Source organism: Shewanella sp. BC20, from assembly GCF_003129585.1.
In the GTDB taxonomy this organism is placed as follows: domain Bacteria; phylum Pseudomonadota; class Gammaproteobacteria; order Enterobacterales; family Shewanellaceae; genus Shewanella; species Shewanella seohaensis.
The window spans coordinates 300,143-322,376 of sequence record NZ_NHRI01000002.1; the positions used below are offsets into that span (position 1 = coordinate 300,143).

The window sequence follows — 22,234 nt, forward strand, 5'->3', positions numbered from 1 at the left end:
GACATGAGCCTACGAAAAGGCAGTAATGGCACTGCAGTGCGCGACTTACAGCTAAAGCTTAATGCCGCTGGCGCATCATTAGTTGTCGATGGCTGGTTTGGCGATGCAACCCAAAAGGCTATCGAGCAATTTCAAGATAAACACGACTTACCTCGCACCGGCTACGCAGGGGTAAGAACGCTGGCATTACTCGCCGGCGAAAGCCGCAGCAAGTTTATTCAAACCACCCAGCTTATCGAAGCGGCTAAACGACTTGGCGTCTTGTTTGCCGCCATGGCCAGCGTGGCCGAGGTCGAATCAAACGGCTTTGGCTTTTTCGCCTGCGGCAGGCCAAGCATTTTATTTGAGCGTCATGTCTTTTATCGCGAGCTATTAGAACAAGGTGCCGCAGCGGCAGAACTCGCCGCTAAGTATCCAAATATTTGCAACCCAGCCCGCGGCGGTTATACCGGCGGCAGTGGTGAATATCAACGCTTTGCTATTGCGTACCAGCTTAATCCAGAGGCGGCGATTTGCGCCTGCAGCTGGGGCATGTTTCAGATTATGGGCTTTCATTGGCGAGCCTTGGGCTATCCATCACCGCAGGCATTTAAGCAGGCCATGGACACCTCGGAGGGTGAGCAGCTTAATGCCTTAGTTAAATTTATCGAAGCAGACCCTATTTTGCATAAGGCACTTAAAGCGCGTAAGTGGGCCGAATTTGCCAAGCGCTACAATGGTCAGGCCTATAAAGAAAATGACTACGACATTAAATTAGCGCGGGCATACCAGCAGTTTAATGCCGTTTTACACCCAAACACGCAGGATACTGGCCATGTGGACGTGGCTTAGTCGCGCTGCTCAGCCAATTATGCCTTATATCATGGTCGCCGCACTGGCGACCTTATTGGGCTTAGTGGCGGTTATCCGCTATCAAAGCAATCAGTTATCCACGCTGCAACAGCATCAAGGCGCCTTGGTGTTGTCACTTACGCAGACATCCCAATCCTATTTCGACCTCAAACAACTGGCTGCAGATAACCAACAAGCACAGGCGGAGCTGCGTACCAAACTCGCCGCTGTCAGCAGCACTAGCCAATATCGGAAAAATAAAATCGAGGAGCTAAAACGTGAACTTAGCGATGTTAAAGCGTGGGCTGATGCTCAGTTGCCTGATGCTATTCGCCGGCTGCACCAGCGCCCCGCCATTAGTGGCAGTGCAGAGTACCGTCGTTGGTTGTCCACTCGTGATCCCGTGCCAGTTACCCGCGAGCAACCCCATCAGCAATCAGGGGATCAGTAGTGAGCTCGATACCTGTGAAGCCGCATGGCATGAGTGCGCCGCACAAATCGATATGATTATCGACTGCCAAAATAAACAGAAAGCTAAAGCCAACGCCTTGCAGACAGAAGGTCAACGCCATGAATAAGCCAGCGCAACTGCGCGAGTTGCTATCCAAACAAGTGCCGCATTTGCAGCGTAACCCCGACTGCTTGCACGTATTCATTGAGAACGGCAACATCATCGCCACCGGTGCGGGGCAAAACCTCAGCTTTGAATATCAATTTAACTGCGTCTTAGTGGTGACCGACTATGCCGCCCATGCAGATACGCTGATTGTGCCGATTTTAGGCTGGCTGGCCACGCAGCAGCCGGAGCTGTTATTTAACCCAGATAAACGCGAGTCAGGCTTTAAATTCAAGGCTGAAATCATTAATCACTCCACGGCTGATATTGAGATAGTGCTAGCCCTTACGGAGCGAGTTAAGGTCGTAGCGGGTGAAGGGATGCAGCTTGAAGTGACTCACTTACCTGAGCCGGTATTCAATGATGAAGCGATCGATTGGACGCTTTACACCAATGGAATTGAAGTGCCATGGCCACCGACGATTTAACCCGTCTAAATGAACTGTTTGACGGACTCATACAGCAGTTATCCCCTGCAGCACGCAAGCAACTCAGTCGCGATATTGCAAGGCGACTACGCGCCACTCAAGCACAGCGGATAAAGCAAAATATCGCGCCAGATGGCTCGGCATTTGAGGCGCGAAAACCTCAGCCAGCATGGGCAAAACGTATCGGAGCTATTAAACGAAAACTGATGTTCCAGAAGATCATCAGGCAAAAATACCTAAAGCCTGAATATTCATCCCAAGCGGCCAGCGTGGGCTTTACTGGGTTTATTTCCCGCGTAGCAACCGAGCATCAATACGGACTAAGGGGCAGGATCAACGAGCGGATATCGGTTCAATATCCGCAGCGTGAACTGTTGGGGTTTACCCGTGATGATCAGGACATGATAGAAGAAGCCATTGTTAGGCATTTAGCGCTTATGCACTGAACCCTACCACCAACTAATTTCTCGAACATTATCGGGACAAAAGTGAGTTGGAACATCAGCTAAAAGAGAATGGCTTCAAAAAAATATAATATATTTAATAGCTTGCACATTTTAGCTTTTCCAGCACTCAATATACCAGACATATGTTCCATTTTCGGGATTAGGAATCTTGAACTATGGTTATTCCATTAAGTGAAAGAACGCCGCTATTCACGAATAGACGACAAAGATCTGTTGGCAAAATAGCACCGCCATCTAAGCCTCCATTGTTCATACCTAAACCTGCATTAACATAGGCAAGCAACGTTGATTGATCGAATTGCCGATATGTACCTATTGTCGCTATGGCAAATTTAGCTAACCCATTAATTTCAAAAGCAGGCACTCGCTCAACGGCATGGAGCATATGTCGCAATTCGTTGTAAGTGATGATTTCTTGTGCGTAAGCCGAAAAACACTTTGCTGCTAGTTCTGGCTTAACTTCACTTTCCATTCGGTCAATAATTTCAATCAAAGTTGTGCCAGTTTTTCCCGCAAATTTATCGTCTTCGTTTAGTTTCTGAATCATTATCATCCTTTCGTATTGAGGGATTTCTGAGAGTTGGTTGAGAAACTTAATTAATTTAGTAGCGAAAATTTGATTTTTTACTGTCCCATAACTACTACATATTCCAACAACAGTACTAACTAATGGTATGTCTTTTAAAGCTCCAGAATCCAATGCTGCATCTATACCGATTTCTAAGTATTCTTTCCCTAAGCTTACGATTGAGTCAGACTTTACAAGGTCAACAACTTGTTGACCTCGGGAAGTTTCTTTTTTTAACAATACTAATCTCCTAATTCGTGTAAGTTTTATTACCTAACGCCCAACATAAGAAGCAAAACGTAGAGGCGATTAATTTAAACTTTGCGAAGCACCAAATCTATATCGCCGTGAAGTTTTGTTGTCCAAGCGAGTCTATGCAAAAACGCTGAGCTTAGCCATTTTTTGGGGGGAGCGCTTGTTGCTAATTTGTTATTGGTTTATTCAAACTTTTTAATTGTATCAGCTAAATCTTGTGAAATTAGCTCAGGAAAGTCATTCATTACGGTAATGATGATATCTTTCTTTAATGTTGCGTCACTAGCATTATTTTCTCGCACCTTATTTAATTTTTTCCAAGTTGCTTTATACATTTCTTCAAGTTCATGACCTTGTGTAGTATAAAAATCTCTACGAATATTCAGGCTCCATCCTCCAACAAGGATGCTGTTCACTTTTACTTCATCGGTTTTCCAGCTAATTTTACTTTCCACTGTGTCAGTTAGGGTTTGAAGATGTACGTTTGAGCTTGCGATTAGTTGTGACGCTTCAAAATAAGAAGAACACCCTTTTAACCCTAGTTCTTCAGGAGAAGCAAATTTCTTATGTATCAAGTATAAGCCTATAAAATGGGGTTCAAAAATATAGTTTTCTATCGCATAACGCTTCCCTCCTCCTAGAATAATGATCTGATCTTCAGGAGTATTTTTAAGATCCCAATCAATCAAGCCATAAACTTGACGATTTCCCAAGTTTCTTAGTTTTCGAGTAATTTCAATTACAGCTTCGCAGTTTGAACCATTTAGAGTATGAGGAGGCAAAAATTGTGGCACAGTCGTAAATTCAACTTTTCTCGATATTATATCGAATAGTGACTCATAAAACGTCACATCATTACTATGCTCCACGAATACTTGCCGTCTTGACTCAGTTGAAACACGGAAGTTAGGTATCCCATAAGTAAGAATTTTCATGGAATCTTCCAAATTGCATTGTTGTGGCCTTTTATCATTAAGTGTTATTTTATAAAGAGCATTGGCAGGAGTATATGCAACAGTTGCTGGAGAGTGTGTTGACAGAAGGACCGGTATGCCATGCTTTTTGACAATTTCCTCCTCAATTATTTCTAGCATTATCTTTGACATTGAAGGATGCAGTGGAGCATCAGGCTCATCTAATATTAATAGTTCCGCACGTTCACCTTTCCCATTCGAGTTATAAATAGCTAACGCTAAAGACATTAAAGTCTTTTCTCCGGTAGACAGGTCATTTGTGTTTATCTCAACACAAGATTTATTATGTATAAGTTTGAAGTTAAAAGTTGAGTCTCTTTTTGTTCCCATTGGGTTGTTAACTTTATATGGGAGTTTTAACTTCTCTAAAATTGAATTAACTAACACCCAAGGAGGCTCCCCATATTCCCGTTCGAATTCTTCAGGTGATAAATATGGTCCTGCGTCAGGGATTTTAGAATCCTGATAGACTTTATTTAGCAAATTGTCTACATGTCTTATATGATATGCTTTAAAAATTAGAGCTAATTGGGTATTGAGGATATTGTTCTCTGAAACATCCATCATGCTGGTTTTTTCAGCAACAATATCTTCTGTCAGTTTTGATGGCATAATACCGGTCTGGCTGAATATCGAAAGCAAAGAGGCTTTATGTCTAGAGTTTGACATAAGTCTATAAACTGGGTCTTTTTCGATTGTTTCGGCCTCTATAGAGCGGTCATAATTCGCATTACATCTTTGTTGTGCTTCGTATATATCTTGCCAGAGATACTTAATTAGTTGTAAAACTTGTCCAGATTCACATTGCTGTTCGATTGTTGGATTTAACCCTCCGAAAGGAATGTATCTGATAGATTTTAGTACTTTCCCTTCAACAATGACTTCATTTGCTCTGCTATTGTTAATAGCCTCAAATAGGTGCGTTTTACCGCTGCCATTCTCACCAGTTAATACAGTAAAAAATGGAAGTTCGAATTCCATCATTGACGAAATTGATTTATGAGGTTGCTTGATTTTTACTTGCATATTCATCCTGACTGAATTTGTAAAAGGCTTGTTGTAACTTCATCACAGCATGCTTAGAGGCACGAATACGGCTGCTATTAACGGTTTGAAGTGAGGCAGTCCATATGTTTGCGACTCAGAGAGCAAGAAACAGATTTTTATAATGTACCTATTTAGTGAAAAACATCAAGACATCTAAAGACTTAGATATATGACCTTTAGCTACTTCTTCTAGAAGTGAAGTCCAGCCTAGTGTGCCACCAACATCTGAGCTTTCTGAGTAATTGTTTGCTGTACTGGTATACGAACACCCAGTTACAGAAAACAAAAAGATAAATACCAATCCATATTTGAATTTGATGAATTTTCCTTAAGGAAGATAATGTCTCCAACAGAGTCTTAACCTATGTTTTGACTAAATAATGTATATGTTTTAACTAATTATGCTTAGTTCAGCTTCGATCATCACTCTTAGTTTTGGAGCAATTTTTTTAGGTGGTATCTTACAAAGCTCTTCTCTTGTGATTTGAGCATGCTGATGAATTGCCCATAACACATAACGCTTTTTATAGCAGCCATGTTTACGTCGGATATGGTCTGTTGCGACTTTCCAAAGTTCAGCGAATGTCAGGCTACTTTGACGAGAGCTTGGCTCATGCCAGTTATATCTTGCACGGTAACTCTCGAAAAAATGTAAAAACTTTCTTTCTAAATTAGCATTGTTATAGGCAAGTAGTAGACGAAACTGTTTGTTTCCTCTTGAGTTTGCGGCCCTAACTCTTGCTTGAAGTTCTGCGTTTGTTTTACCAATTTTCATATAACGCATATCTTCACTTATAAGAAAGTAAACCCATCCATGACGATCTTGATAGAAGTCATTCAAATCATAAATAATTCGTGATTTCATAAAGGTTCCATGTCAAATAAAATCAGATCCATTCGATACCACCTAAATTGATACATCTAAAATATTGTTGCAACTAAAAAATCAGAAAAGCTATATCTTACCTCTTGCGCTATAACTTCCCACATACCACCCAAACCGCTAGCGGCTAGCCAGACAACTGGCAACCATAGCCGCATGAACACGACCGCCGCGATTGCCGAACTTACACGCCGTATCGATAACCTTTTACGTATTGGCACCGTTGCCGAAGTAAAGGGAAATTTGTGCCGCGTAAAAACCGGTGAGTTACTTACCCAGTTTCGCCCCTTTTTTACCCGTCGTGCCGGCACAGCCAAAACCAGTTGGCGCCCAACAGTAGGCGAGCAAGTCATGCTGCTATCGCTTAGCGGCGACCTTACCAACGCCTACATTCTTCCTGCGCTTTATAGCGATGAAAACCCAGAGCCAGACGATAACAACAATCGTGAACGCACCGTTTATCCAGATGGTGCGGTAATTGAGTACGACCCAGATATTAGCGAGCTTAAGGTGACGGGTATCAAAACCGCCAACGTACAAGCGAGCGTTAGGGTGACTATCGATTGCCCAAATTCGGAGTTTACGGGCAATGTGCTGGTTAAGAAAAAGCTCACCGTAGAACTAGGCGCTAAGGTCACAGGCGCAATTGACCATAACGGCAAAATGACAAACGCCGGTGGTGTCACTATCGACGGAATTAATTTTGGCACTCATAAACATGGCGGTGTCGATACGGGCCCTGGCGTTTCAGGTGGCCCACAATGAGCGCCAATGAAAAATGGCTAGGAATGAATTGCTTTACCGGCCAAAGCATTAGCGAGTCACAGCATATCAGCCAAAGTATCCAGGATATTTTAACCACGCCATTGGGTTCGCGTGTGATGCGCCGCGACTACGGCAGCGCCATTTTTGAACTAATCGACCAACCCCAAAGCGCAGCGGTAAAGCTGCAGCTTATGGCGGCGGCAGTTATCGCACTAACCCGTTGGGAGCCGCGTATTCGCATTACTGAGATTGAAATTATCAGTGGCGACATCAACGGCAAGGTGCAATTCAACTTAGTGACCGACCGCATTGACACTCAACGCGCCCAATCATTCGAGGTCATCTATGGCTGAGTTAATCGACTTATCTAAAGTCCCTGTGCCTGACATTATCCAGCCGCTGAGCTTTGAGCAGCGCTATGCCAAGCTTAAACAGTTACTGATTGATATCGACCCCAGCTATGAAGCTGTGGTGGCGTTAGAGTCTGACCCTATTACCAAATTACTGCAGGTATTTGCCTACCGTGAAATGCACTTGGTTGCGCAAATTAATGATGCCACTCGCGGTAATATTTTAGCCTCATCAACGGGCAATGACCTGATTGCACTCGGCTCGCGTTACAACCTCGCGCCATTAGTTATTCAAGCAGGGGATCCAACTGCAGTACCGCCCATCCCCGAAATTTTAGAAGATGAACAATCCTTTAAACGCCGAGTGCAAATGGCGTTTGATGGCTTAAATACGGCGGGCAGTATCGACGGTTATATCTTTTTTGCGTTGGGCGCCGATGGTCGCGTGGCTGATGCCAAAGCCGTGAGTCCAGCTCCCTGTGAAATGGTAGTCACCATTCTGTCAATCGAGGGTGATGGCACAGTCAGCAATGAGCTACTTATCAAGGTGCGTGACGTCTTTGGTATCAGTGCCGATGGTTTATCCCAGTCCAATACACCGTCAAAAGTACGGCCGCAGGGCGATAGAGTCACCATTCAATCGGCAGAAATCATTAGCTATAACGTAGAGGCTCAATTGCAGATACTGCCGGGGCCTGATCCTCAAGTGGTGTTAGCCGCTGCTAATCAAGCGTTAGCGCTCTACCAAACAGAACAGCGCGGTTTAGGGGCTGATATTACCCGTTCTGGAATATATAAAGCGTTGCACCAAAGTGGCGTCAACAACGTCAATCTGATTAGCCCATCCGCGGATATCACAGTACTTGAGCATCAAGCGGCCTATTGCACCAGCGTTAATGTATCGATTGGGGGTCTAGGTGAATAATTCGGTCCCATCATTACTGCCACCTAATGCTTCTCAGCTTGAGCGCGATATTGAACAAGTGATCGCAAGCTCGCTGGATTTGCCCTTGTCAATTGCTGACCTGTGGGACCCGTTTCGCTGCCCATTAGCGCTATTACCTTGGTTAGCCTGGGCGAACTCCGTTGACCAATGGGATAACAACTGGTCCGAAAGCGTGAAACGCCAGGTGGTAAACGATGCGTTTGATATTCATCGTTTCAAAGGCACACCTTATGCAGTGCAGCGGGCACTTAACAGCCTCGGCATTAACACCAAGATCCTTGAGTGGTGGGAACAGGGCGGTAGTCAACAACCTGGAACAGTGCAAATCGATGCCTTAGTGTCAGATGCTGGCATTGATTTAAATACTCTGTTGATGATCAGTTCGGCCATTGCAAATTCAAAGCGCGGCGTTATCCACCACGCTATTCGAACCGTGGCCAGTTCAAACGGGGCCAGCACAATATCTTGCGCATCGATGAGCGCCAGTATTGCCACCATCAGCTATTACACACTCAGCGAGTTAACATCCAATGGTTGTGCGTATGTGAGTGCTGGTAATTTAATCGCCAATATCATCACAGTGGAGAACGCACAGTGAGCCAGTATTACACAATCTTAACCAACATAGGTGCAGCCGCACTGGCAAACGCCACTGCGCTTGGCCAACCCATTAGCATCACCCAATTTGCGGTAGGCGATGGCGGTGGTGCAGAGTACAACCCAGATATTACGTTCCTCAAAGCGAGTGAAACACTGGTCAATGAGCTGTATCGAGGGGCAGTAAACCAGCTAATTGTTAATCCAGACAATCCCGCATCTTATTACATTGAAGGTGTGGTACCGGTAGAAGTAGGTGGTTTTACGGCTCGCGAAGTGGGCTGGTTTTTAAGTGACGGCCGCTTATTTGCCGTTACTAAGCTACCACCAAGTTATAAGACGGTGCCTGCCGATGGTGCCGCCACCGAGCTGCCCATCCGCACCTATTTAGCCATTGGTGCTGATGCCAATGTCACGTTAAAAATTGACCCAACCGTGGTGTTGGCTACCCATAATTACGTTATCGAGTACTGCAAGAAATTGCCATATATGCCTGTTGCCGCACTCGATGGTGGTACCCCGAACCAGCTATTAGTAAAAACAGCAAATGGCTACCAATGGCGTAATCCTGCGACAGACGCCGAGGCACAGTTGCAGCCATGGGGTTGTTATCTACTTCGAGATAACAATGAGTATCTGTTGCCACCGTCTGCGCAACTCACGGCTGGCGTGCAAGTCATGCTCAGTAAGTTACATGCGGCGACCCCGATATTAACCGCGGATTGCAACATCATTTGTAATGAACAAACCGCAACCCAAGCGCTTTACAACATCAACTGTGCCATAACTGCCACATTCAACGGTGAAGAATGGGAGATTTAAATGATTAACATGAAAAATGCGCTGCTTGGCGGTGGGATTAAATCGATTCAGCGAGGCTATACATCAACAACAGGCAATATTGAAATCGCTCCCGTTGTACCAGAAAAAACCATGGTGAATTCGGGATTTAGATTTACTTCAGGGGCAACCGGTTCAGTGGCGTCAGGTGCCGCATATTTGGCGGATGCATCGCACGTCACCGTTGTTACTGGTGGCAATGGTGGCGGTGCAACTGCCACGGTTTATTGGGAAGTCATTGAATTTATTTAAGGAGGCTTTATGTATCGTTATGCGCACATTAAAGATGGCAAGGTGATTGGTATTTATCAGCTCAGTGGAGAAGTCAATCGAAGCGATTATATTCGCATTAGTCCCGACTTACCTGTAAATGATGGTGATGAGTACGACAGTACATCATCCTCATTTACACCGCCCACAACCGCGACCGAATAAAGTGAGTTTTTAGGTCAATACGCGACTCTTACCACTCAAACCGCTAGCACCGCTCCGGTGTGCTCTGCAAGCTAGCCCTGCTTAGTTTTGCAAAACCCACAGCACCGGAGTTTATTATGGATTATCACCATGGGGTTCGCGTCATTGAAGTCAATGATGGCACCCGCACCATTCGTACAGTATCAACTTCCGTCATCGGCACTGTCTGCACCGCCAGCGATGCCGATGCAACACTGTTCCCGCTAAACACCCCAGTATTGCTCACCAATGTGATGCAAGCGATTGGTAAAGCGGGCACCCAAGGCACGTTAAAGACCACGCTTAAAGCCATTGCTGATCAAGTCAATACGCTCACCGTTGTGGTGCGTGTTGAGCAGGGCGCCGATGAAACCACTACAACGGCCAACATCATCGGTACGGTAACCCCGCAAGGGCAATACACCGGCCTGAAGGCGCTGCTGGCTGCACAGTCTTTATTGGGCGTTAAGCCGCGCATTATTGGAGTGCCAGGATTAGACTCCTTACCCGTTGCCACCGAACTGGCGGCTATCGCTAAAAAGCTGCGTGCCTTTACCTATGTCAGCGCCTATGGCTGCGCCACCAAAGAAGAAGCCGTTGCCTATCGCGAAAACTTTGGCGATCGTGAAGTCATGGTCATTTGGCCTGAATTTGTGGCCTTTGATACCGTTGCGGCCGCAAATGTCAACGCGGCAGCGACCGCTCGCGCCCTTGGCCTGCGCGCCCGTATCGATAAAGAAGTCGGCTGGCACAAAACCCTGTCCAACGTCACCGTTAGCGGTGTTACCGGTTTAAGCAAACCCGTGTACTGGGATTTACAGGATCCATCAACCGATGCCGGCTACCTCAACAGTAACGAGATTACCACCCTGATTAATCAATCAGGTTTCCGCTTTTGGGGCTCGCGTACCTGTTCGGAAGATCCATTATTCCAGTTTGAAAACTACACCCGCACCGCGCAAGTGCTAGCGGACACCATTGCCGATGCGCATATGTGGGCAGTGGATAAACCGCTAACCCCAACGCTAGTTAAGGACATCATCGAAGGCATTAACGCCAAGTTCCGCGAGCTAAAAGGCCTTGGCTATATCGTCGATGGCCAAGCATGGTACAGCGAAGACGTTAACGACGTTAGCACCATCAAGGCGGGCAAGTTGTATATCGATTACGACTACACCCCAGTGCCACCGCTGGAAGACTTAACCTTCCGTCAAAAAATCACCGACCGCTATTTGGTCGACTTCGCGGCCGCAGTAGCAGCGGCCTAAGGATAACCCATGGCGTTACCAAGAAAACTCAAGCACCTCAACCTATTCGGTGACGGTGAAAACTGGATCGGTGTGGCGGAAGAGTTTACCCCAGCCAAACTCAGCCGCAAGTTTGAAAAATACCGTGGCGGCGGCATGCCAGGTGCAGCAGATATCGATATGGGGCTAGACGATGACGCTTTAGGCGTTGAGTTCACCCTTGGCGGTTACGAGGCCAAGTTAGTTAAGCAAATGTCGGCCAGCAAAATCGATGGTGTGATGTTGCGCTTTGCCGGTTCATTCCAGCGCGATGATACAGGCGAAATTGAGTCGGTCGAAATCGTTTGCCGTGGCCGTTACAAAGAGCTCGACCGTGGCACGTACAAAACGGGCGACAACAGCCAGACCAAAGCCACCATGACCTGTACTTACTACAAAGAAACCGCAGGCGGCGAAGTGCTGGTCGAAGTCGATACCGTTAACGGCATTGAGCTAATCAACGGCGTCGACATGATGGCCGAGCACCGTAAAGCCATCGGCTTATAACTCGGGCTTAACGCGTTAATACCAACCTAAGCCCGCAATACATAGCCGTATGCGGGCATTTTTTAAAATTAGGCGGCGCTGGGCATCCTGCCCTCTAGCCGCTACAGGTCATCCTGACCATAACAGAGGGTCTAACTATGTCAGTCACTATCACTCATAAAAAAGTCACACTCGATCAAGCTATCAGCCGCGGTAAAGAGTCCGTTACCGAAGTCACCTTACGCAAGCCTAAAGCCGGCGAACTGCGCGGCTTATCGCTATCAGATTTGCTCAACCTTGATGTTAACGCCATTTCAACTGTGCTCCCGCGCATCAGTTCGCCAATGATCACTAAAGATGAAGTACTCAATATGGACCCTGCCGACTTAGTTCAAATTGGCGGAGAGATTAGTAATTTTTTGGTACCGAAGAAGCTGCAGCTGGACAGTCAGAGCGAGAGCGATGTTCAGGCCTCCCTGAGTGCATAGATGATGTGATGGCGGATATCGCCATCATTTTCCATTGGCCGCTATCTGAGATGGCGGCAATGGATATTGAAGAGCTAATGGGCTGGCACGATAAGGCGCTGGATAGATGGGAAAAAATTAAATCGGGTACAGCATGAATAAACTGCAAATCAGTGTGTTATTAGCAACGGTTGATAAAATTACTGGCCCGCTCAAGAAAATGCGCCAAGCTGGCGGCATTACCGCAACCCAACTTAAGGAAACGCAAGAACGGGTTAAACAGCTTAATAAGCAATCGGCTCAAATCGATGGCTACCGTAAGATTAGCCGCAGCCTTGGCATTACTTCAAATGAACTCGCTAAAGCGCAAAAAGAAGCGCAGCGGCTAGCATTGGAAATGAAGAATAGCCAAGCGCCGGCTAAAGCCTTGGTGAGGGAGTATGAACAAGCGCAAGCGGCCGTTGTTAGGCTAAAAACGCAGCAAAAGAACTTAACGATTAGCCAGCACCGGCAACGTGAAGCGCTTCGTGCTTCTGGTATCGATACTCGCAACCTTTCCAAGCATCAACGCACGCTAGCCAATGATCTTTCTCAAGCGAACAAACACCTCGAACAACAAAAGCGCCGTTTACAACAGGTTTCAGAGCAACAGAAAAAACTCAATGCGGCTCAAGCTAGCTACCAAAAGAGCAAGGCATTACAGGGTGATCTTGCGAGCAAAGGTGCTGGCATGGTGGCCACGGGTGCAGCGGTTGGTGCCGTTTCAGCAGTCCCTATCATTGAGTTTTCAAAAGCTGAAACCGCCGCAATGGGGCTTAAAGTCTCGATGATGGGGGCGGGTGGTGTTGTGCGTAAAGAGTTTGCTGAGATTAATGCATTAGCAACTCAGCTCGGTAACAAACTCCCAGGCACTACTGCCGACTTTCAGGACATGATGACAACCCTTATTCAGCAAGGTATGTCATCAAAAGCGATTTTAGGCGGGCTAGGCGAAGCGACCGCTTTTTTAGGCGTTCAAATGAAGCTGCCATTTAATGAGGCGGCAGAATTTGCAGCTAAATTGCAAGACGCCACAGGCACAGCCGAAAAAGACATGATGAACCTAATGGACGTTATCCAACGTTCATATTATCTCGGTGTTGATAAAACCAATATGCTGCAAGGCTTTAGTAAGCTGAGCTCTGCATTACCCGTGCTTCGAAAACAAGGGCTTGAAGCTGCTCAACTGTTAAGCCCGCTGATTGTTATGGCAGACCAAGCGGGGATGGCGGGAGAAGCTTCAGGTAACGCTTACCGTAAAGCATTTCAGCTTTCTATGGATACGGGCAAAGTTGGTAAAGCTAACAACATACTGGCAGGCATGGGGATTAAGCTCGATTTTACTGACGGTAAAGGTGAATTTGCCGGATTAGAAAACATGTTTAGCCAGCTACAGAAGCTCGGAGGACTAAATACTGAGACCCGTCTATCTGTACTCAAGCAGATCTATGGTGACGATGCCGAAACCTTGCAAGTGATGAACATAATGATCACCAAAGGTATTGCCGGCTACCGAGAAACAGCAGCAAAGATGGAGGCGCAAGCATCGCTGCAACTCAGGGTTAATGAGCAGTTAAATACCCTGACAAACCTATGGGATGCCGCCACGGGAACCTTTACCAATGCGCTTGTTAACGTTGGCGAGGCCGTGGCACCAGAGCTTAAGGAGTTGGTTAAATGGCTCGGAGAGATGGCAGAAGGCTTAGGTGTATGGATAAAGGTTAACCCTCAATTAACAGCCACACTTTTTAAAGCCACTATGGCCGTGGGGGCGCTAGCCGTTGCCGGTGGAACACTGACCCTCATGCTCGCAGGTATTTTAGGCCCACTGGCGATGCTTAAGTACAGCACATCGATCCTTGGTATTAAGTCATTGCCGCTAATGGGGGGCGCACTCACTAAACTGGGCGGAGCATTCAAGTGGGTGCTCGGTGGATTAAGGGCACTATCATTAGGGCTTTTAACCACGCCAATCGGTTGGCTGATCTTAGGTATTACCGCGTTAGTCGCTGCTGGATATTTGCTGGTCACCCATTGGGATACTGTGAAAGCATGGATGGCTGGATTTTGGCAATCTATCACCTCGCTGACTGGCGAAGGGATTGCAGCTGTTAATAGCTATTTCAATGACTTACCTGAGCCCATTAAAGCCGTGCTTTCTAGCATTTGGGAAACCATGAAAACCGTTTTCTCATGGTCGCCAATCGGGCTAATCGTGAACAACTTTGACGATGTTATCTCGTTCTTCACCGGACTGCCTGCCAAGTTTAGCAGCCTCGGCGAAATGACGATGGACGGGCTAGTTAAAGGGATCACCGGCAAGCTAACCGAGGTAAAAGAAACTATCACCAATGCTGCAAGCAGTGCCATTGGTTGGTTCAAAGACGTTCTGGGTATTGCTTCACCCAGTAAAGTGTTTGCGGTAATGGGTGACCAAACTATGCAGGGCTTAAGCGTGGGCCTTAATCGCAGCCAGCAAGATCCACTAAATGAGGTAAACAAACTGAGTAAGCAAATGGCTGGAACGGCATTTGTGTTGGGCATTTCTGCGCTTCCTGCCGCAGCCATGTCAAATGACGTTGCTAACCTACCATCGCCAGCGCCAATCGTTCAGCACCGTGAGATCGTCGAGCAGCTGTCGCCGGCTAAACTGAGCCAGCCAGAGGATATTGTGCGCCAGGTGCGCGAGCAATATCTGGGCACATCATTGCAAGCAATCCCAGACCAAACCCGTACTATCAGAGATGAATACCAAGGCGCAGAGTATTTACCAAACAGCTCGGTACCGGATGCAATCCGCTTGGTAAAAGAAGGCGAGTTACCAGCCAGAAAACCCAAGAGCGACAGCTTATCACCAGATGATAACAGCCCAACGCATAGCGCAGCGCAAGACAGGTTAAGCACCTTTGCACAGCGCCAAGCGCCGCAGCCTCAAACCGTTCATATTGATGCCGGTATTCATGCACCAATTACGGTTTATGCCACTGCTGGTATGGATGCGCAGGATGTCGCGCGGTTAATCGCCATCGAACTAGAAAAGCGTGAGCGAGCCCAGCAAGCACGTATACGCAGCAGCCTAAAGGACCTTAACTAACTATGATGATGACTCTTGGCTTTTTTGTATTTAGCCGGCTAACGGTGCCATACCAAACATCGCAGCATGACATGGTATGGCGCCACCCAACCAACAGCCGCGTGGGGGCGAGGCCATCAGCGCAGTTCTTAGGGGTGGGGGACGAAACCCTAACGCTATCTGGCGTGTTAATGCCTGAAATAACGGGCGGAGAGTTGAGCCTCGATATGCTGCGTAAAATGGCCGACACCGGCAAAGCCTACCCATTGATTGAAGGGCGCGGAACTGTGACAGGCTTTTTTGTGATCGAGAAAATCAGCAAAGGCCGCAGCGAGTTTTTTAGTGACGGCGCCGCACGGCGAATCGAGTTCACCATTGAACTAAAGCGGGTGGGTGAAAAAAACACGAGCCTTATCGCCAACGAGAACCTAGCAGGCATGGGCATCAGTAAACTGATTAGGGGGATCTTGTGAGCCTACTTGAGCAGTTTAACCCGCTGGCCAGTGGCGACCAGCCAACGCCAGATTTTCAAATTCTGGTCAATGGCAAAGACATCAGCCCCAAAGTGAAAACGCGGCTCATGTCGCTGCGCCTAACTGATAATCGCGGCTTTGAAGCGGATACTGTTGAAGTGCAGCTTGATGACGCAGATGGCGAACTGGCGATGCCGCCCAAGGGCGCTAGCATGCAAGTGCGTATTGGTTGGAAGGGCAGCGCGCTGGTTGATAAAGGCACATACACCATTGACGAACTTGAGCACAGTGGTCCACCGGACAGCCTAACCATTCGCGGTAAATCAGCTGATATGCGCGGCACATTGCAGCAAAGCCGCGAGCAAAGTTTTCATCAACAAAGTGTAAGCAGCATTATCGATGCGATTGCAGCCCGGCATCAGCTTAAAGCCAAAATTAGCGACAAGCTCAAAGCCGAAGTTATCGAACACATCGACCAAGCCAACGAGTCAGATGCCAACTTTCTAACACGCCTAGCTGAACAATTTGACGCTATTGCCACGGTAAAAAATGGCAACCTGTTATTTTTACAAGCGGGTTTAGCCCACAACGCCAGCGGTGTCGCGCTCGACCGTGTCGACATTACCCGCCAGTCGGGCGATAGCCACCACTTTGGCGTAGCCGATCGCGATGCCTACTCAGGAGTCGTCGCCTACTGGCAAAACGATAAAACCGCTAAGCGCCAGACTGTTAAAGCGAAAAAGCCAAAAGAAGCAAACCCAGACGATGTAAAGGTCATCGTGGGTGAAAAAGAGATCATGGTTGGCAGTAACGACAACGTAAAAACTCTGCGCCATATCTATGCCAACAAGCAGAACGCAGAGCGCGCAGCCCGTGCCATGTGGGATAAACTGCAACGCGGTGTGGCCACTTTCAGCATCACCTTAGCCATGGGCAGGCCAGAGCTATTCCCTGAGCAACCTGTTAGTGTCAGCGGTTTCAAACCACCCATTGATAACAGCGCCTGGATACTCACCCGCGTCGAACACAATATCAACGACATGGGCTATACCACAGGAATAGAGCTAGAAGTTAAAAACAGCGAAGTCGTTGAGATTGAATCCATTTAAACTGAAAAAAGCGCACATTATTTGTGCGCTCTATAGGATATGAATTAGTATAAAAAATGCGTACTTAAGTAGATTTTGAATGAGAATCCGAAGCGATCTTTGCTTGTATTTTCTTTAACTTAGCCACTTCAGAAAAAGTAACATCTGGCCTAAAGTTACAGCGCTTTAATGTTGGTTTGTGGATGATAACTTCAGCACCTTTCCTTTTTGTTTGTGCAGTATAAGTCAATCCAAAGGAGTCGGGCTCAAATTCAGAATAAATAGCATTAATTTCCGGAGTGTCATCATATGTAACAATCCAAGGTTTCTCTATGTTTTTAATGCTTTTGTATAAACGGTAATGGTCATCATGTTCAAAAAAATTCTGATAAAGTCCTTTACCTTTTACGTAATAGGGTGGGTCAATATTTACTAAACATTTGTGTTCAATGTTGGGGATGTATTCATCAATAAATTGTACAGCATCAACAGCAGTCAAAACGATATCATTTCTTTTTGCAGCTATAGTTTTGATTTTACTGATTATTTCTGACTTATTGAACCGGCAGTCTAACTTAAAATTTCCATCTTGGTTTAGACCACCAATCACTCCTGCTTTAATAATTCCTGAACGATTAGTTCTATTTAAAAATAGTGTGGAAAACCCTAATGCCAAGGTGCTAGCGCTGTCACTACTCTGAATAGCCTTCTGTCTACGCCATTCATCAATTGTTATGTCTGTGTTTTCAATTAGTTGACAAAGTTCATCTGTTTTGTGTAAGACACTATACCAAAAAGCATGTATCGAAGGGTTTAAATCATTAATAAACACTTTTTTTACATGCCCTTCTAAAAGTAGAAACCAAGCAATAGCGCAACCACCTGCGAATGGTTCTACATAAGCTCCGCCTTCAAGACCATTTAACTTTAAGGTTTCAAGTACATAAGCCGTTAATTTCGACTTTCCACCAGGGTATCTTAATGGGGAATAAAACATTATTTTTCCTTGAACTCAATGAGTTCACTAAACAAAGGTGTTAGGATATCCCAAAAACCATTGATAAAACGCCTGCTGGTTTTGTGGGTTTCCATTCCATGAATATAAGAGTTCAACGTATCTAAGCTATGCTCATTGGTGTGATTTAAAAGCTTACTTATAACTTTTTTAGCACCCTGCCCAAGTGGGGAAGTCTTATCGTTCAAGTATGATAGTTTACGTTGAAGTGTTAACCGATTATACCCATCTTTATCTAGAGTGGACATCTTCGACTGCAAATCATTCTGAAATGTATATTCATCAACTGATAACTCAAGAAAAACTCGTAATGATGCTGCAGTCACATTTTTGTATCGATCAATAGGAAGAATTTTAAACTCCCTAAAAATAGCTTTTAACTTTGCGCTAGAAACAGTTATCGAACAAAAAGCATGTACAAGTTGATTTCTATCTGGATTATAACGATGCCCATCCGGTTTATTAGGTGCTTCTGATGTATCTTCAGGGGTAGCTGTAGAAGTTTCTGAGGATGAGGTTTCAGATGACGTGGACGTTGAACTTGAGGAGTCAGGGGTTGATTCGTCGGTAGTCGTAATACCTTCGTCCGTAAATGTTACTTCAGGCAAAACTGCCAAAATCTTTTGATTTTGCTCCGGAATTGAACGAGTGTTGATGGCAAATCCTAAGCCACATTCCTTACCTAGATACATTAGCTTTAAAAATTGGGCATAAGCGTTGTAAAAACTTTTTATATTCGAGGTGATGTTAACTACCATCCCATCAAACTCGATACCCCATTTTTCTCTAATTTCTTTTGAACCAAACCATCGTTCAAGTACAGTCATATTCATGCGATAGCTTTTGACCCAAGCAGCTTCATCTTCGGTCATTTGTGACAAAATTTCAGGTCTTGTTGCGATATTTCTTACTTCAACATAACGTAAAGCTTGAATTACTTCAGAGCGATCAAAGCCAGTTTCTGCAATCAAGAGATCTATGTTTTGGTCTACTTCATCATACAACTGTAGGATGAAGTTCTGTTGTTGTAGGCGTTGCCATGTTCTTTGTGTTGAACTGGTCGAATGTCGCTGAAGCACGTACCATCTTGAGTCTTTAAAAGAGGGAGCACAGCACACATAGATTTTTTCGATATCGTTTCGATCAATCATTGCTGCTTGCTTAGACACTATTGCACGAATGGCTTTAGGTGATTTCTCTGGATTTCTCAATAGTTTAAGAGCTAGTACTCTCCGATTTCCTTCAGCAACAATGTACTGTCCATTTTCATGTTGCCAAACAACAACAGGATCTATGGGCATAAATCCCTTGCTAGCAATTGATTTTATTAAATCAAGAAAACTATTCTTCTCTGAATCAACACTGATTAAATCTTCAACAAAATCATTTAGGCGTACATGTTCTTCTGCTGGGTCCAATCTAGGGTTATTTTGCCAAAACTTGAGATTGTCAACCGATCTTAAAACTCGTTTATTCCACCAGTCACTCTTCGACATTTTCTAAGTCCCTTAGTACCTTTTGTTTTTTGTTGAAATAACGCAGAAGGAAAATATGAGCAAATAAATCGGTAACGACTAAAATCATTTTTTCTTCAATGCACTTTTACTAATCAATTCGGAATTCAGATATCAGCATCATCAAAATGCTGCGCTGGGCACCACTCAGTAGAGACCATTTACCTAAAAGCTCAGCCACATCATCATCAGCTTCTGCCTTTTTCACACCTGTAATCACGTACTGCACATCAACGCCATGTTTGGCCACATTAGCGAGATAAAGGGCATCTGGGGCGCGTTCGTTGGATTCGTATTTGCTTTGGGTATTTTTACGAACACCACCATAGTTCCCAAACTCGGTTTGGCTTAAACCTAATCTGATACGCTCGTCACGCAATCGCGTGCCAATATCTGTCATTTTTGTTAAATTCCAGTTTAACTTTCACTCGTTTGGTGGAATAATGGCTGTGTCAAAAATTGCAAAAAGCAAAATTTAAACCTTGCAATTACAGTCACTTATAAACATATATGTTTATATTCACACATTAGATTGCGCCGTGTCCAATCTTTCATACACAAAGCGATTAAAGGAAATGCTATGAATATCAATCCGGCAGTATCGGGTACTCAACACACTGCAAGTACTAAGCCTAATTCAGTAAATACTGATGAAAATCAACAAACAACAAGTACAGAAGTTAAGCAACAAGATACCGTGACTTTATCTGACGAAGCAAAAGCCAAGAGCGAGGCTGATACACAAGGTGGTGGTTGGGGTAATGAACCTCTTAAAGTGGAAGTTCAAGGGGGCGGTTGGGGTAACGAACCACAACAAGAGCAATAATTTATGGCAGCGTTTATCGAGCAGATAGTGCCTTATTATTGGTTAGTTTGTGGTGGCATTGTGCTATGTGGGCGAGTACTTAGTGTACAGTGGTCCGCAACATTTAGCCTACTTGTGTGGGTTATTCTGGGGATCTGCATGGATATGCTCATTCCTGTCATTATGGCTCTCGATACAACGCTGGCTCGTCAACTGTGGTATTGGTGTTGGATTACCATCTACAGCACCATAGTGTTAGTCATTTCAGTCGCACACCAGCAACGTGGTGAATTACCTAGTCAACTTTGCCGAACTATCTGCCACAGTGCTTTTGCGATGATGTTGCTGCAGTTGGCACGTTATCTTGATCGCATGATCATCAAAACCGATGTACTTCATAGTGTGTATCAGTTTGGTGTCCCAGCCATTAACTTTGCAGTAGCCATTGCTGCGCTCTATTGGTTAGGGCGAACACTAAATCAAAAAAAAGGGAATAACTAACATGGTAGAAGTGTTTTTGGTGATAACAAGTCTTATCAATATCGTGGCAAGTATTTTAGTGTATTGGCGTTGGTTAACCTTTTCATCACTAAAATTGCAAACAGGTCATGCTGCTCGTGCCCATTACTTGTGCACTCAAGCACTACAAATTGAACAGATGCCGAATAATTATACGAAAATGGCTGCTTACGATGAATGGCGTAAACAATTACATGAATACCAGCTTGCCTGTGAACAACAGCAAAAAACTGTACCTGATGGCAAGCGCGGTTTCAGAGTAGTATGAGAATGTTACACTGCGCGGGAAGAAGAGGGCATTGTCGCTTCTGGGCTTTCACCCGTGCGAGATTGGTAAATGTAGCGTGCAAGTTCAGCAGTTTGTTCAAATTGCTGTTCGCTCAAACATAAAAACTGCAATCGATGTCCTGTGACTAAAAGCTCTCGAACTAAGGCATCAAATTTCACTGCATCCAATGATGTTTCTTTTAATGCATTGGTTTGGTATTGCTTAAAATACTGCGGTACAAAGAACATCCAAACTTCGACCCAATCAAATCCGGGCACATTACGTAGGATCTCCACAGCTATTTCGCACTTTTCTATACTGGCGTTGGCCTTCCCTCGACGCATCGCCATAAAGTAAGTGTAATCAAGCAAAGTCCCATGCTGATTAGCATTCGCCACTAATTCCTTCATATTGTGTTTGCCTAACAAGGTGTCCATGTTATCGGCAAATATGGCCTGCATGTTATGTGCTTTAGTCATAAAAAAATGCTTATAGTCAATTTATCCTAACAAGATACCGCCCCAATGGGGCGCTGTCTAGTTAGGATGTAGAAGTTTAAAAAAACAAAAAATGGTTTATATGCCTTTTGAGTTGAAAATAATATCTTTGTGATCTATTTTGATGTGGCTATTTTCAACTTTGGAGCATGTTATGACATCGGATGAAATTCGCCACGCCATAAAAACGATTCAGCAAACCCGCGGCAGGCTAAAACAATTCTCAAAGAAACATAACCTTAGTTATGACTACCTATTCAATGTGGCTAATGGTCGTTTACGTCAGTTAGGACACGATACAGCGCTGACAATCATCGCCGCCCTTAAGCACGAACAACAGGATGAGATCGTCGAACTAGAACAGAGACTAGCCAGCCTTAAAGCGGCGACTGACGTTCAGCAGAGTGCGGCCTAATGGGCAGGGGAGCAGGCATCACCTGCCCACATTGTGACTGCCGTGCGCTGCAGCGTAGAACCCGTGCGATTACGACACTCACCCGCGAAAAGACCTACCGCTGCAATAACGATGATTGTGGTCATGTATTTGTCAGTATCGAGGAAATCCAGCGCACCGTAGTGCAGCCGCGCACGCGTAAAGAAGGGATTAACTTGCAGACCAGCAGAAAGGGCGAAACGTTACAAAAGCAGCAGGCATAAAAAAGCCCCGCATTGGCAGGGCTTACG

At 45.4% G+C, this 22,234-nt stretch carries 30 protein-coding genes and 1 pseudogene; 24 read left to right on the forward strand and 7 right to left on the reverse strand.

The genetic code is table 11. The features are described 5' to 3' along the window. Positions 1-3: 3 nt before the first annotated feature. The 5 genes and pseudogenes from CBX96_RS03865 to CBX96_RS03880 all read left to right on the forward strand — a co-directional run bounded on the left by CBX96_RS03865 (position 4) and on the right by CBX96_RS03880 (position 2,321). Positions 4-831, forward strand: a complete 828-nt coding sequence (locus CBX96_RS03865; RefSeq protein ID WP_109285750.1) for an N-acetylmuramidase family protein — start codon at positions 4-6, stop codon at positions 829-831. Further along, positions 815-1,282, forward strand: a complete 468-nt coding sequence (gene lysB / locus CBX96_RS03870; protein ID WP_109285751.1) for an Rz-like lysis system protein LysB — start codon at positions 815-817, stop codon at positions 1,280-1,282. Before CBX96_RS03865 ends, lysB begins: the two co-directional genes overlap by 17 nt. Beyond that, positions 1,185-1,409, forward strand: a pseudogene (gene lysC, locus CBX96_RS21740) (Rz1-like lysis system protein LysC); the annotation flags it as partial. The gene lysB and the pseudogene lysC, both read left to right, overlap by 98 nt. Further along, positions 1,402-1,875 (forward strand): phage tail protein, encoded by a 474-nt coding sequence (locus tag CBX96_RS03875; RefSeq protein WP_109285752.1) that lies wholly within the window; start codon positions 1,402-1,404, stop codon positions 1,873-1,875. The pseudogene lysC and the gene CBX96_RS03875, both read left to right, overlap by 8 nt. Continuing rightward, entirely contained in the window at positions 1,857-2,321 is a 465-nt protein-coding gene (locus CBX96_RS03880; RefSeq protein WP_109285753.1) for a phage virion morphogenesis protein, read from the forward strand. The genes CBX96_RS03875 and CBX96_RS03880 overlap by 19 nt, the downstream gene beginning before the upstream one ends. A gap of 160 nt (positions 2,322-2,481) precedes the next feature. On the opposite strand, the gene CBX96_RS03885 is transcribed toward CBX96_RS03880, so the two are convergent. The 3 genes from CBX96_RS03885 to CBX96_RS03895 all read right to left on the reverse strand — a co-directional run bounded on the left by CBX96_RS03885 (position 2,482) and on the right by CBX96_RS03895 (position 6,051). Next, a complete protein-coding gene (locus CBX96_RS03885; protein WP_109285754.1) occupies positions 2,482-3,150 on the reverse strand; it encodes a hypothetical protein in 669 nt (222 codons plus the stop codon). Positions 3,151-3,347: 197 nt separating this feature from the next. Next, on the reverse strand, positions 3,348-5,165 hold the full coding sequence (locus tag CBX96_RS03890; protein ID WP_181382131.1) for an AAA family ATPase: 1,818 nt from the start codon (positions 5,163-5,165) through the stop codon (positions 3,348-3,350). A gap of 412 nt (positions 5,166-5,577) precedes the next feature. Continuing rightward, positions 5,578-6,051: a GIY-YIG nuclease family protein gene (locus CBX96_RS03895; RefSeq protein WP_109285756.1), complete on the reverse strand. Its 474-nt coding sequence runs from the start codon at positions 6,049-6,051 to the stop codon at positions 5,578-5,580. Between the two features lie 174 nt (positions 6,052-6,225). On the opposite strand from CBX96_RS03895, the gene CBX96_RS03900 reads away from it, so the two are divergent. The 14 genes from CBX96_RS03900 to CBX96_RS03960 all read left to right on the forward strand — a co-directional run bounded on the left by CBX96_RS03900 (position 6,226) and on the right by CBX96_RS03960 (position 16,953). Continuing rightward, positions 6,226-6,834, forward strand: coding sequence for a phage baseplate assembly protein V (locus CBX96_RS03900; RefSeq protein WP_109285757.1), 609 nt, complete (start codon positions 6,226-6,228; stop codon positions 6,832-6,834). Then, entirely contained in the window at positions 6,831-7,187 is a 357-nt protein-coding gene (locus tag CBX96_RS03905; RefSeq protein ID WP_109285758.1) for a GPW/gp25 family protein, read from the forward strand. Before CBX96_RS03900 ends, CBX96_RS03905 begins: the two co-directional genes overlap by 4 nt. After that, positions 7,180-8,109 carry a baseplate J/gp47 family protein gene (locus CBX96_RS03910; RefSeq protein WP_109285759.1) on the forward strand — a complete coding sequence of 310 codons (930 nt, stop codon included), beginning with the start codon at positions 7,180-7,182 and terminating at the stop codon, positions 8,107-8,109. The genes CBX96_RS03905 and CBX96_RS03910 overlap by 8 nt, the downstream gene beginning before the upstream one ends. Then, a complete protein-coding gene (locus tag CBX96_RS03915; protein WP_109285760.1) occupies positions 8,102-8,728 on the forward strand; it encodes a phage tail protein I in 627 nt (208 codons plus the stop codon). Before CBX96_RS03910 ends, CBX96_RS03915 begins: the two co-directional genes overlap by 8 nt. Further along, positions 8,725-9,549, forward strand: coding sequence for a phage tail protein (locus CBX96_RS03920; protein WP_109285761.1), 825 nt, complete (start codon positions 8,725-8,727; stop codon positions 9,547-9,549). Before CBX96_RS03915 ends, CBX96_RS03920 begins: the two co-directional genes overlap by 4 nt. Beyond that, positions 9,550-9,819, forward strand: coding sequence for a hypothetical protein (locus CBX96_RS03925; RefSeq protein ID WP_109285762.1), 270 nt, complete (start codon positions 9,550-9,552; stop codon positions 9,817-9,819). A 9-nt stretch (positions 9,820-9,828) separates the two neighbouring features. Then, on the forward strand, positions 9,829-10,002 hold the full coding sequence (locus CBX96_RS21530; RefSeq protein WP_181382132.1) for a hypothetical protein: 174 nt from the start codon (positions 9,829-9,831) through the stop codon (positions 10,000-10,002). 116 nt (positions 10,003-10,118) lie between these two features. After that, the gene (locus CBX96_RS03930) at positions 10,119-11,288 is read left to right on the forward strand and encodes a phage tail sheath protein (protein WP_109285763.1); all 1,170 of its coding nucleotides are present in this window, start codon (positions 10,119-10,121) and stop codon (positions 11,286-11,288) included. A 9-nt stretch (positions 11,289-11,297) separates the two neighbouring features. Next, entirely contained in the window at positions 11,298-11,813 is a 516-nt protein-coding gene (locus tag CBX96_RS03935; RefSeq protein ID WP_109285764.1) for a phage major tail tube protein, read from the forward strand. Positions 11,814-11,950: 137 nt separating this feature from the next. Then, a complete protein-coding gene (locus tag CBX96_RS03940; RefSeq protein ID WP_109285765.1) occupies positions 11,951-12,280 on the forward strand; it encodes a phage tail assembly protein in 330 nt (109 codons plus the stop codon). 8 nt (positions 12,281-12,288) lie between these two features. After that, positions 12,289-12,417, forward strand: a complete 129-nt coding sequence (locus CBX96_RS03945) for a GpE family phage tail protein (RefSeq protein WP_109285766.1) — start codon at positions 12,289-12,291, stop codon at positions 12,415-12,417. Further along, positions 12,414-15,392: a phage tail tape measure protein gene (locus CBX96_RS03950; protein ID WP_109285767.1), complete on the forward strand. Its 2,979-nt coding sequence runs from the start codon at positions 12,414-12,416 to the stop codon at positions 15,390-15,392. Before CBX96_RS03945 ends, CBX96_RS03950 begins: the two co-directional genes overlap by 4 nt. A gap of 2 nt (positions 15,393-15,394) precedes the next feature. Next, positions 15,395-15,844 (forward strand): phage tail protein, encoded by a 450-nt coding sequence (locus tag CBX96_RS03955; protein WP_109285768.1) that lies wholly within the window; start codon positions 15,395-15,397, stop codon positions 15,842-15,844. After that, positions 15,841-16,953 carry a phage late control D family protein gene (locus tag CBX96_RS03960; protein WP_109285769.1) on the forward strand — a complete coding sequence of 371 codons (1,113 nt, stop codon included), beginning with the start codon at positions 15,841-15,843 and terminating at the stop codon, positions 16,951-16,953. The genes CBX96_RS03955 and CBX96_RS03960 overlap by 4 nt, the downstream gene beginning before the upstream one ends. A gap of 64 nt (positions 16,954-17,017) precedes the next feature. Here CBX96_RS03960 and CBX96_RS03965 read toward each other — a convergent pair whose 3' ends face one another. From CBX96_RS03965 to CBX96_RS03975, 3 genes are all read right to left on the reverse strand, one after another. After that, on the reverse strand, positions 17,018-17,929 hold the full coding sequence (locus CBX96_RS03965) for a DNA adenine methylase (protein ID WP_109285770.1): 912 nt from the start codon (positions 17,927-17,929) through the stop codon (positions 17,018-17,020). Beyond that, a complete protein-coding gene (locus tag CBX96_RS03970; RefSeq protein ID WP_109285771.1) occupies positions 17,929-19,443 on the reverse strand; it encodes a ParB N-terminal domain-containing protein in 1,515 nt (504 codons plus the stop codon). The genes CBX96_RS03965 and CBX96_RS03970 overlap by 1 nt, the downstream gene beginning before the upstream one ends. A 109-nt stretch (positions 19,444-19,552) precedes the next feature. After that, positions 19,553-19,861 (reverse strand): helix-turn-helix domain-containing protein, encoded by a 309-nt coding sequence (locus CBX96_RS03975; protein ID WP_109285772.1) that lies wholly within the window; start codon positions 19,859-19,861, stop codon positions 19,553-19,555. Positions 19,862-20,041: 180 nt separating this feature from the next. Here CBX96_RS03975 and CBX96_RS03980 point away from each other — a divergent pair, with 180 nt between their 5' ends. From CBX96_RS03980 to CBX96_RS03990, 3 genes are read left to right on the forward strand one after another with little or no spacing between them, the layout of a single operon-like run. Further along, the gene (locus CBX96_RS03980) at positions 20,042-20,287 is read left to right on the forward strand and encodes a hypothetical protein (RefSeq protein WP_109285773.1); all 246 of its coding nucleotides are present in this window, start codon (positions 20,042-20,044) and stop codon (positions 20,285-20,287) included. 3 nt (positions 20,288-20,290) lie between these two features. Next, complete coding sequence (locus CBX96_RS03985; protein ID WP_146194325.1) at positions 20,291-20,767, forward strand: hypothetical protein; 477 nt, start codon at positions 20,291-20,293, stop codon at positions 20,765-20,767. 1 nt (position 20,768) lies between these two features. Then, a complete protein-coding gene (locus CBX96_RS03990) occupies positions 20,769-21,053 on the forward strand; it encodes a hypothetical protein (protein WP_109285775.1) in 285 nt (94 codons plus the stop codon). A gap of 5 nt (positions 21,054-21,058) precedes the next feature. On the opposite strand, the gene CBX96_RS03995 is transcribed toward CBX96_RS03990, so the two are convergent. Continuing rightward, on the reverse strand, positions 21,059-21,532 hold the full coding sequence (locus CBX96_RS03995; protein ID WP_109285776.1) for a hypothetical protein: 474 nt from the start codon (positions 21,530-21,532) through the stop codon (positions 21,059-21,061). A gap of 172 nt (positions 21,533-21,704) precedes the next feature. Between CBX96_RS03995 and CBX96_RS04000 the strand changes: the two genes are divergently transcribed. Both CBX96_RS04000 and CBX96_RS04005 read left to right on the forward strand, forming a co-directional pair. Further along, entirely contained in the window at positions 21,705-21,965 is a 261-nt protein-coding gene (locus tag CBX96_RS04000) for a hypothetical protein (RefSeq protein WP_109285777.1), read from the forward strand. Continuing rightward, positions 21,965-22,207 (forward strand): ogr/Delta-like zinc finger family protein, encoded by a 243-nt coding sequence (locus CBX96_RS04005; protein WP_109285778.1) that lies wholly within the window; start codon positions 21,965-21,967, stop codon positions 22,205-22,207. The genes CBX96_RS04000 and CBX96_RS04005 overlap by 1 nt, the downstream gene beginning before the upstream one ends. Positions 22,208-22,234: the final 27 nt, after the last annotated feature.

Excerpts from the sequence above, each read along its gene's own strand:
- CBX96_RS03865 (WP_109285750.1), top strand. The coding sequence starts at position 4 with ATGAGCCTACGAAAAGGCAGTAATGGCACTGCAGTGCGCGACTTACAG.
- lysB (WP_109285751.1), top strand. The coding sequence starts at position 815 with ATGTGGACGTGGCTTAGTCGCGCTGCTCAGCCAATTATGCCTTATATC.
- CBX96_RS03875 (WP_109285752.1), top strand. The coding sequence starts at position 1,402 with ATGAATAAGCCAGCGCAACTGCGCGAGTTGCTATCCAAACAAGTGCCG.
- CBX96_RS03880 (WP_109285753.1), top strand. The coding sequence starts at position 1,857 with ATGGCCACCGACGATTTAACCCGTCTAAATGAACTGTTTGACGGACTC.
- CBX96_RS03890 (WP_181382131.1), bottom strand. The coding sequence starts at position 5,165 with ATGCAAGTAAAAATCAAGCAACCTCATAAATCAATTTCGTCAATGATG.
- CBX96_RS03895 (WP_109285756.1), bottom strand. The coding sequence starts at position 6,051 with ATGAAATCACGAATTATTTATGATTTGAATGACTTCTATCAAGATCGT.
- CBX96_RS03900 (WP_109285757.1), top strand. The coding sequence starts at position 6,226 with ATGAACACGACCGCCGCGATTGCCGAACTTACACGCCGTATCGATAAC.
- CBX96_RS03905 (WP_109285758.1), top strand. The coding sequence starts at position 6,831 with ATGAGCGCCAATGAAAAATGGCTAGGAATGAATTGCTTTACCGGCCAA.
- CBX96_RS03910 (WP_109285759.1), top strand. The coding sequence starts at position 7,180 with ATGGCTGAGTTAATCGACTTATCTAAAGTCCCTGTGCCTGACATTATC.
- CBX96_RS03925 (WP_109285762.1), top strand. The coding sequence starts at position 9,550 with ATGATTAACATGAAAAATGCGCTGCTTGGCGGTGGGATTAAATCGATT.
- CBX96_RS21530 (WP_181382132.1), top strand. The coding sequence starts at position 9,829 with ATGTATCGTTATGCGCACATTAAAGATGGCAAGGTGATTGGTATTTAT.
- CBX96_RS03930 (WP_109285763.1), top strand. The coding sequence starts at position 10,119 with ATGGATTATCACCATGGGGTTCGCGTCATTGAAGTCAATGATGGCACC.
- CBX96_RS03935 (WP_109285764.1), top strand. The coding sequence starts at position 11,298 with ATGGCGTTACCAAGAAAACTCAAGCACCTCAACCTATTCGGTGACGGT.
- CBX96_RS03940 (WP_109285765.1), top strand. The coding sequence starts at position 11,951 with ATGTCAGTCACTATCACTCATAAAAAAGTCACACTCGATCAAGCTATC.
- CBX96_RS03945 (WP_109285766.1), top strand. The coding sequence starts at position 12,289 with ATGGCGGATATCGCCATCATTTTCCATTGGCCGCTATCTGAGATGGCG.
- CBX96_RS03950 (WP_109285767.1), top strand. The coding sequence starts at position 12,414 with ATGAATAAACTGCAAATCAGTGTGTTATTAGCAACGGTTGATAAAATT.
- CBX96_RS03955 (WP_109285768.1), top strand. The coding sequence starts at position 15,395 with ATGATGATGACTCTTGGCTTTTTTGTATTTAGCCGGCTAACGGTGCCA.
- CBX96_RS03965 (WP_109285770.1), bottom strand. The coding sequence starts at position 17,929 with ATGTTTTATTCCCCATTAAGATACCCTGGTGGAAAGTCGAAATTAACG.
- CBX96_RS03970 (WP_109285771.1), bottom strand. The coding sequence starts at position 19,443 with ATGTCGAAGAGTGACTGGTGGAATAAACGAGTTTTAAGATCGGTTGAC.
- CBX96_RS03975 (WP_109285772.1), bottom strand. The coding sequence starts at position 19,861 with ATGACAGATATTGGCACGCGATTGCGTGACGAGCGTATCAGATTAGGT.
- CBX96_RS03980 (WP_109285773.1), top strand. The coding sequence starts at position 20,042 with ATGAATATCAATCCGGCAGTATCGGGTACTCAACACACTGCAAGTACT.
- CBX96_RS03985 (WP_146194325.1), top strand. The coding sequence starts at position 20,291 with ATGGCAGCGTTTATCGAGCAGATAGTGCCTTATTATTGGTTAGTTTGT.
- CBX96_RS03990 (WP_109285775.1), top strand. The coding sequence starts at position 20,769 with ATGGTAGAAGTGTTTTTGGTGATAACAAGTCTTATCAATATCGTGGCA.
- CBX96_RS03995 (WP_109285776.1), bottom strand. The coding sequence starts at position 21,532 with ATGACTAAAGCACATAACATGCAGGCCATATTTGCCGATAACATGGAC.
- CBX96_RS04000 (WP_109285777.1), top strand. The coding sequence starts at position 21,705 with ATGACATCGGATGAAATTCGCCACGCCATAAAAACGATTCAGCAAACC.
- CBX96_RS04005 (WP_109285778.1), top strand. The coding sequence starts at position 21,965 with ATGGGCAGGGGAGCAGGCATCACCTGCCCACATTGTGACTGCCGTGCG.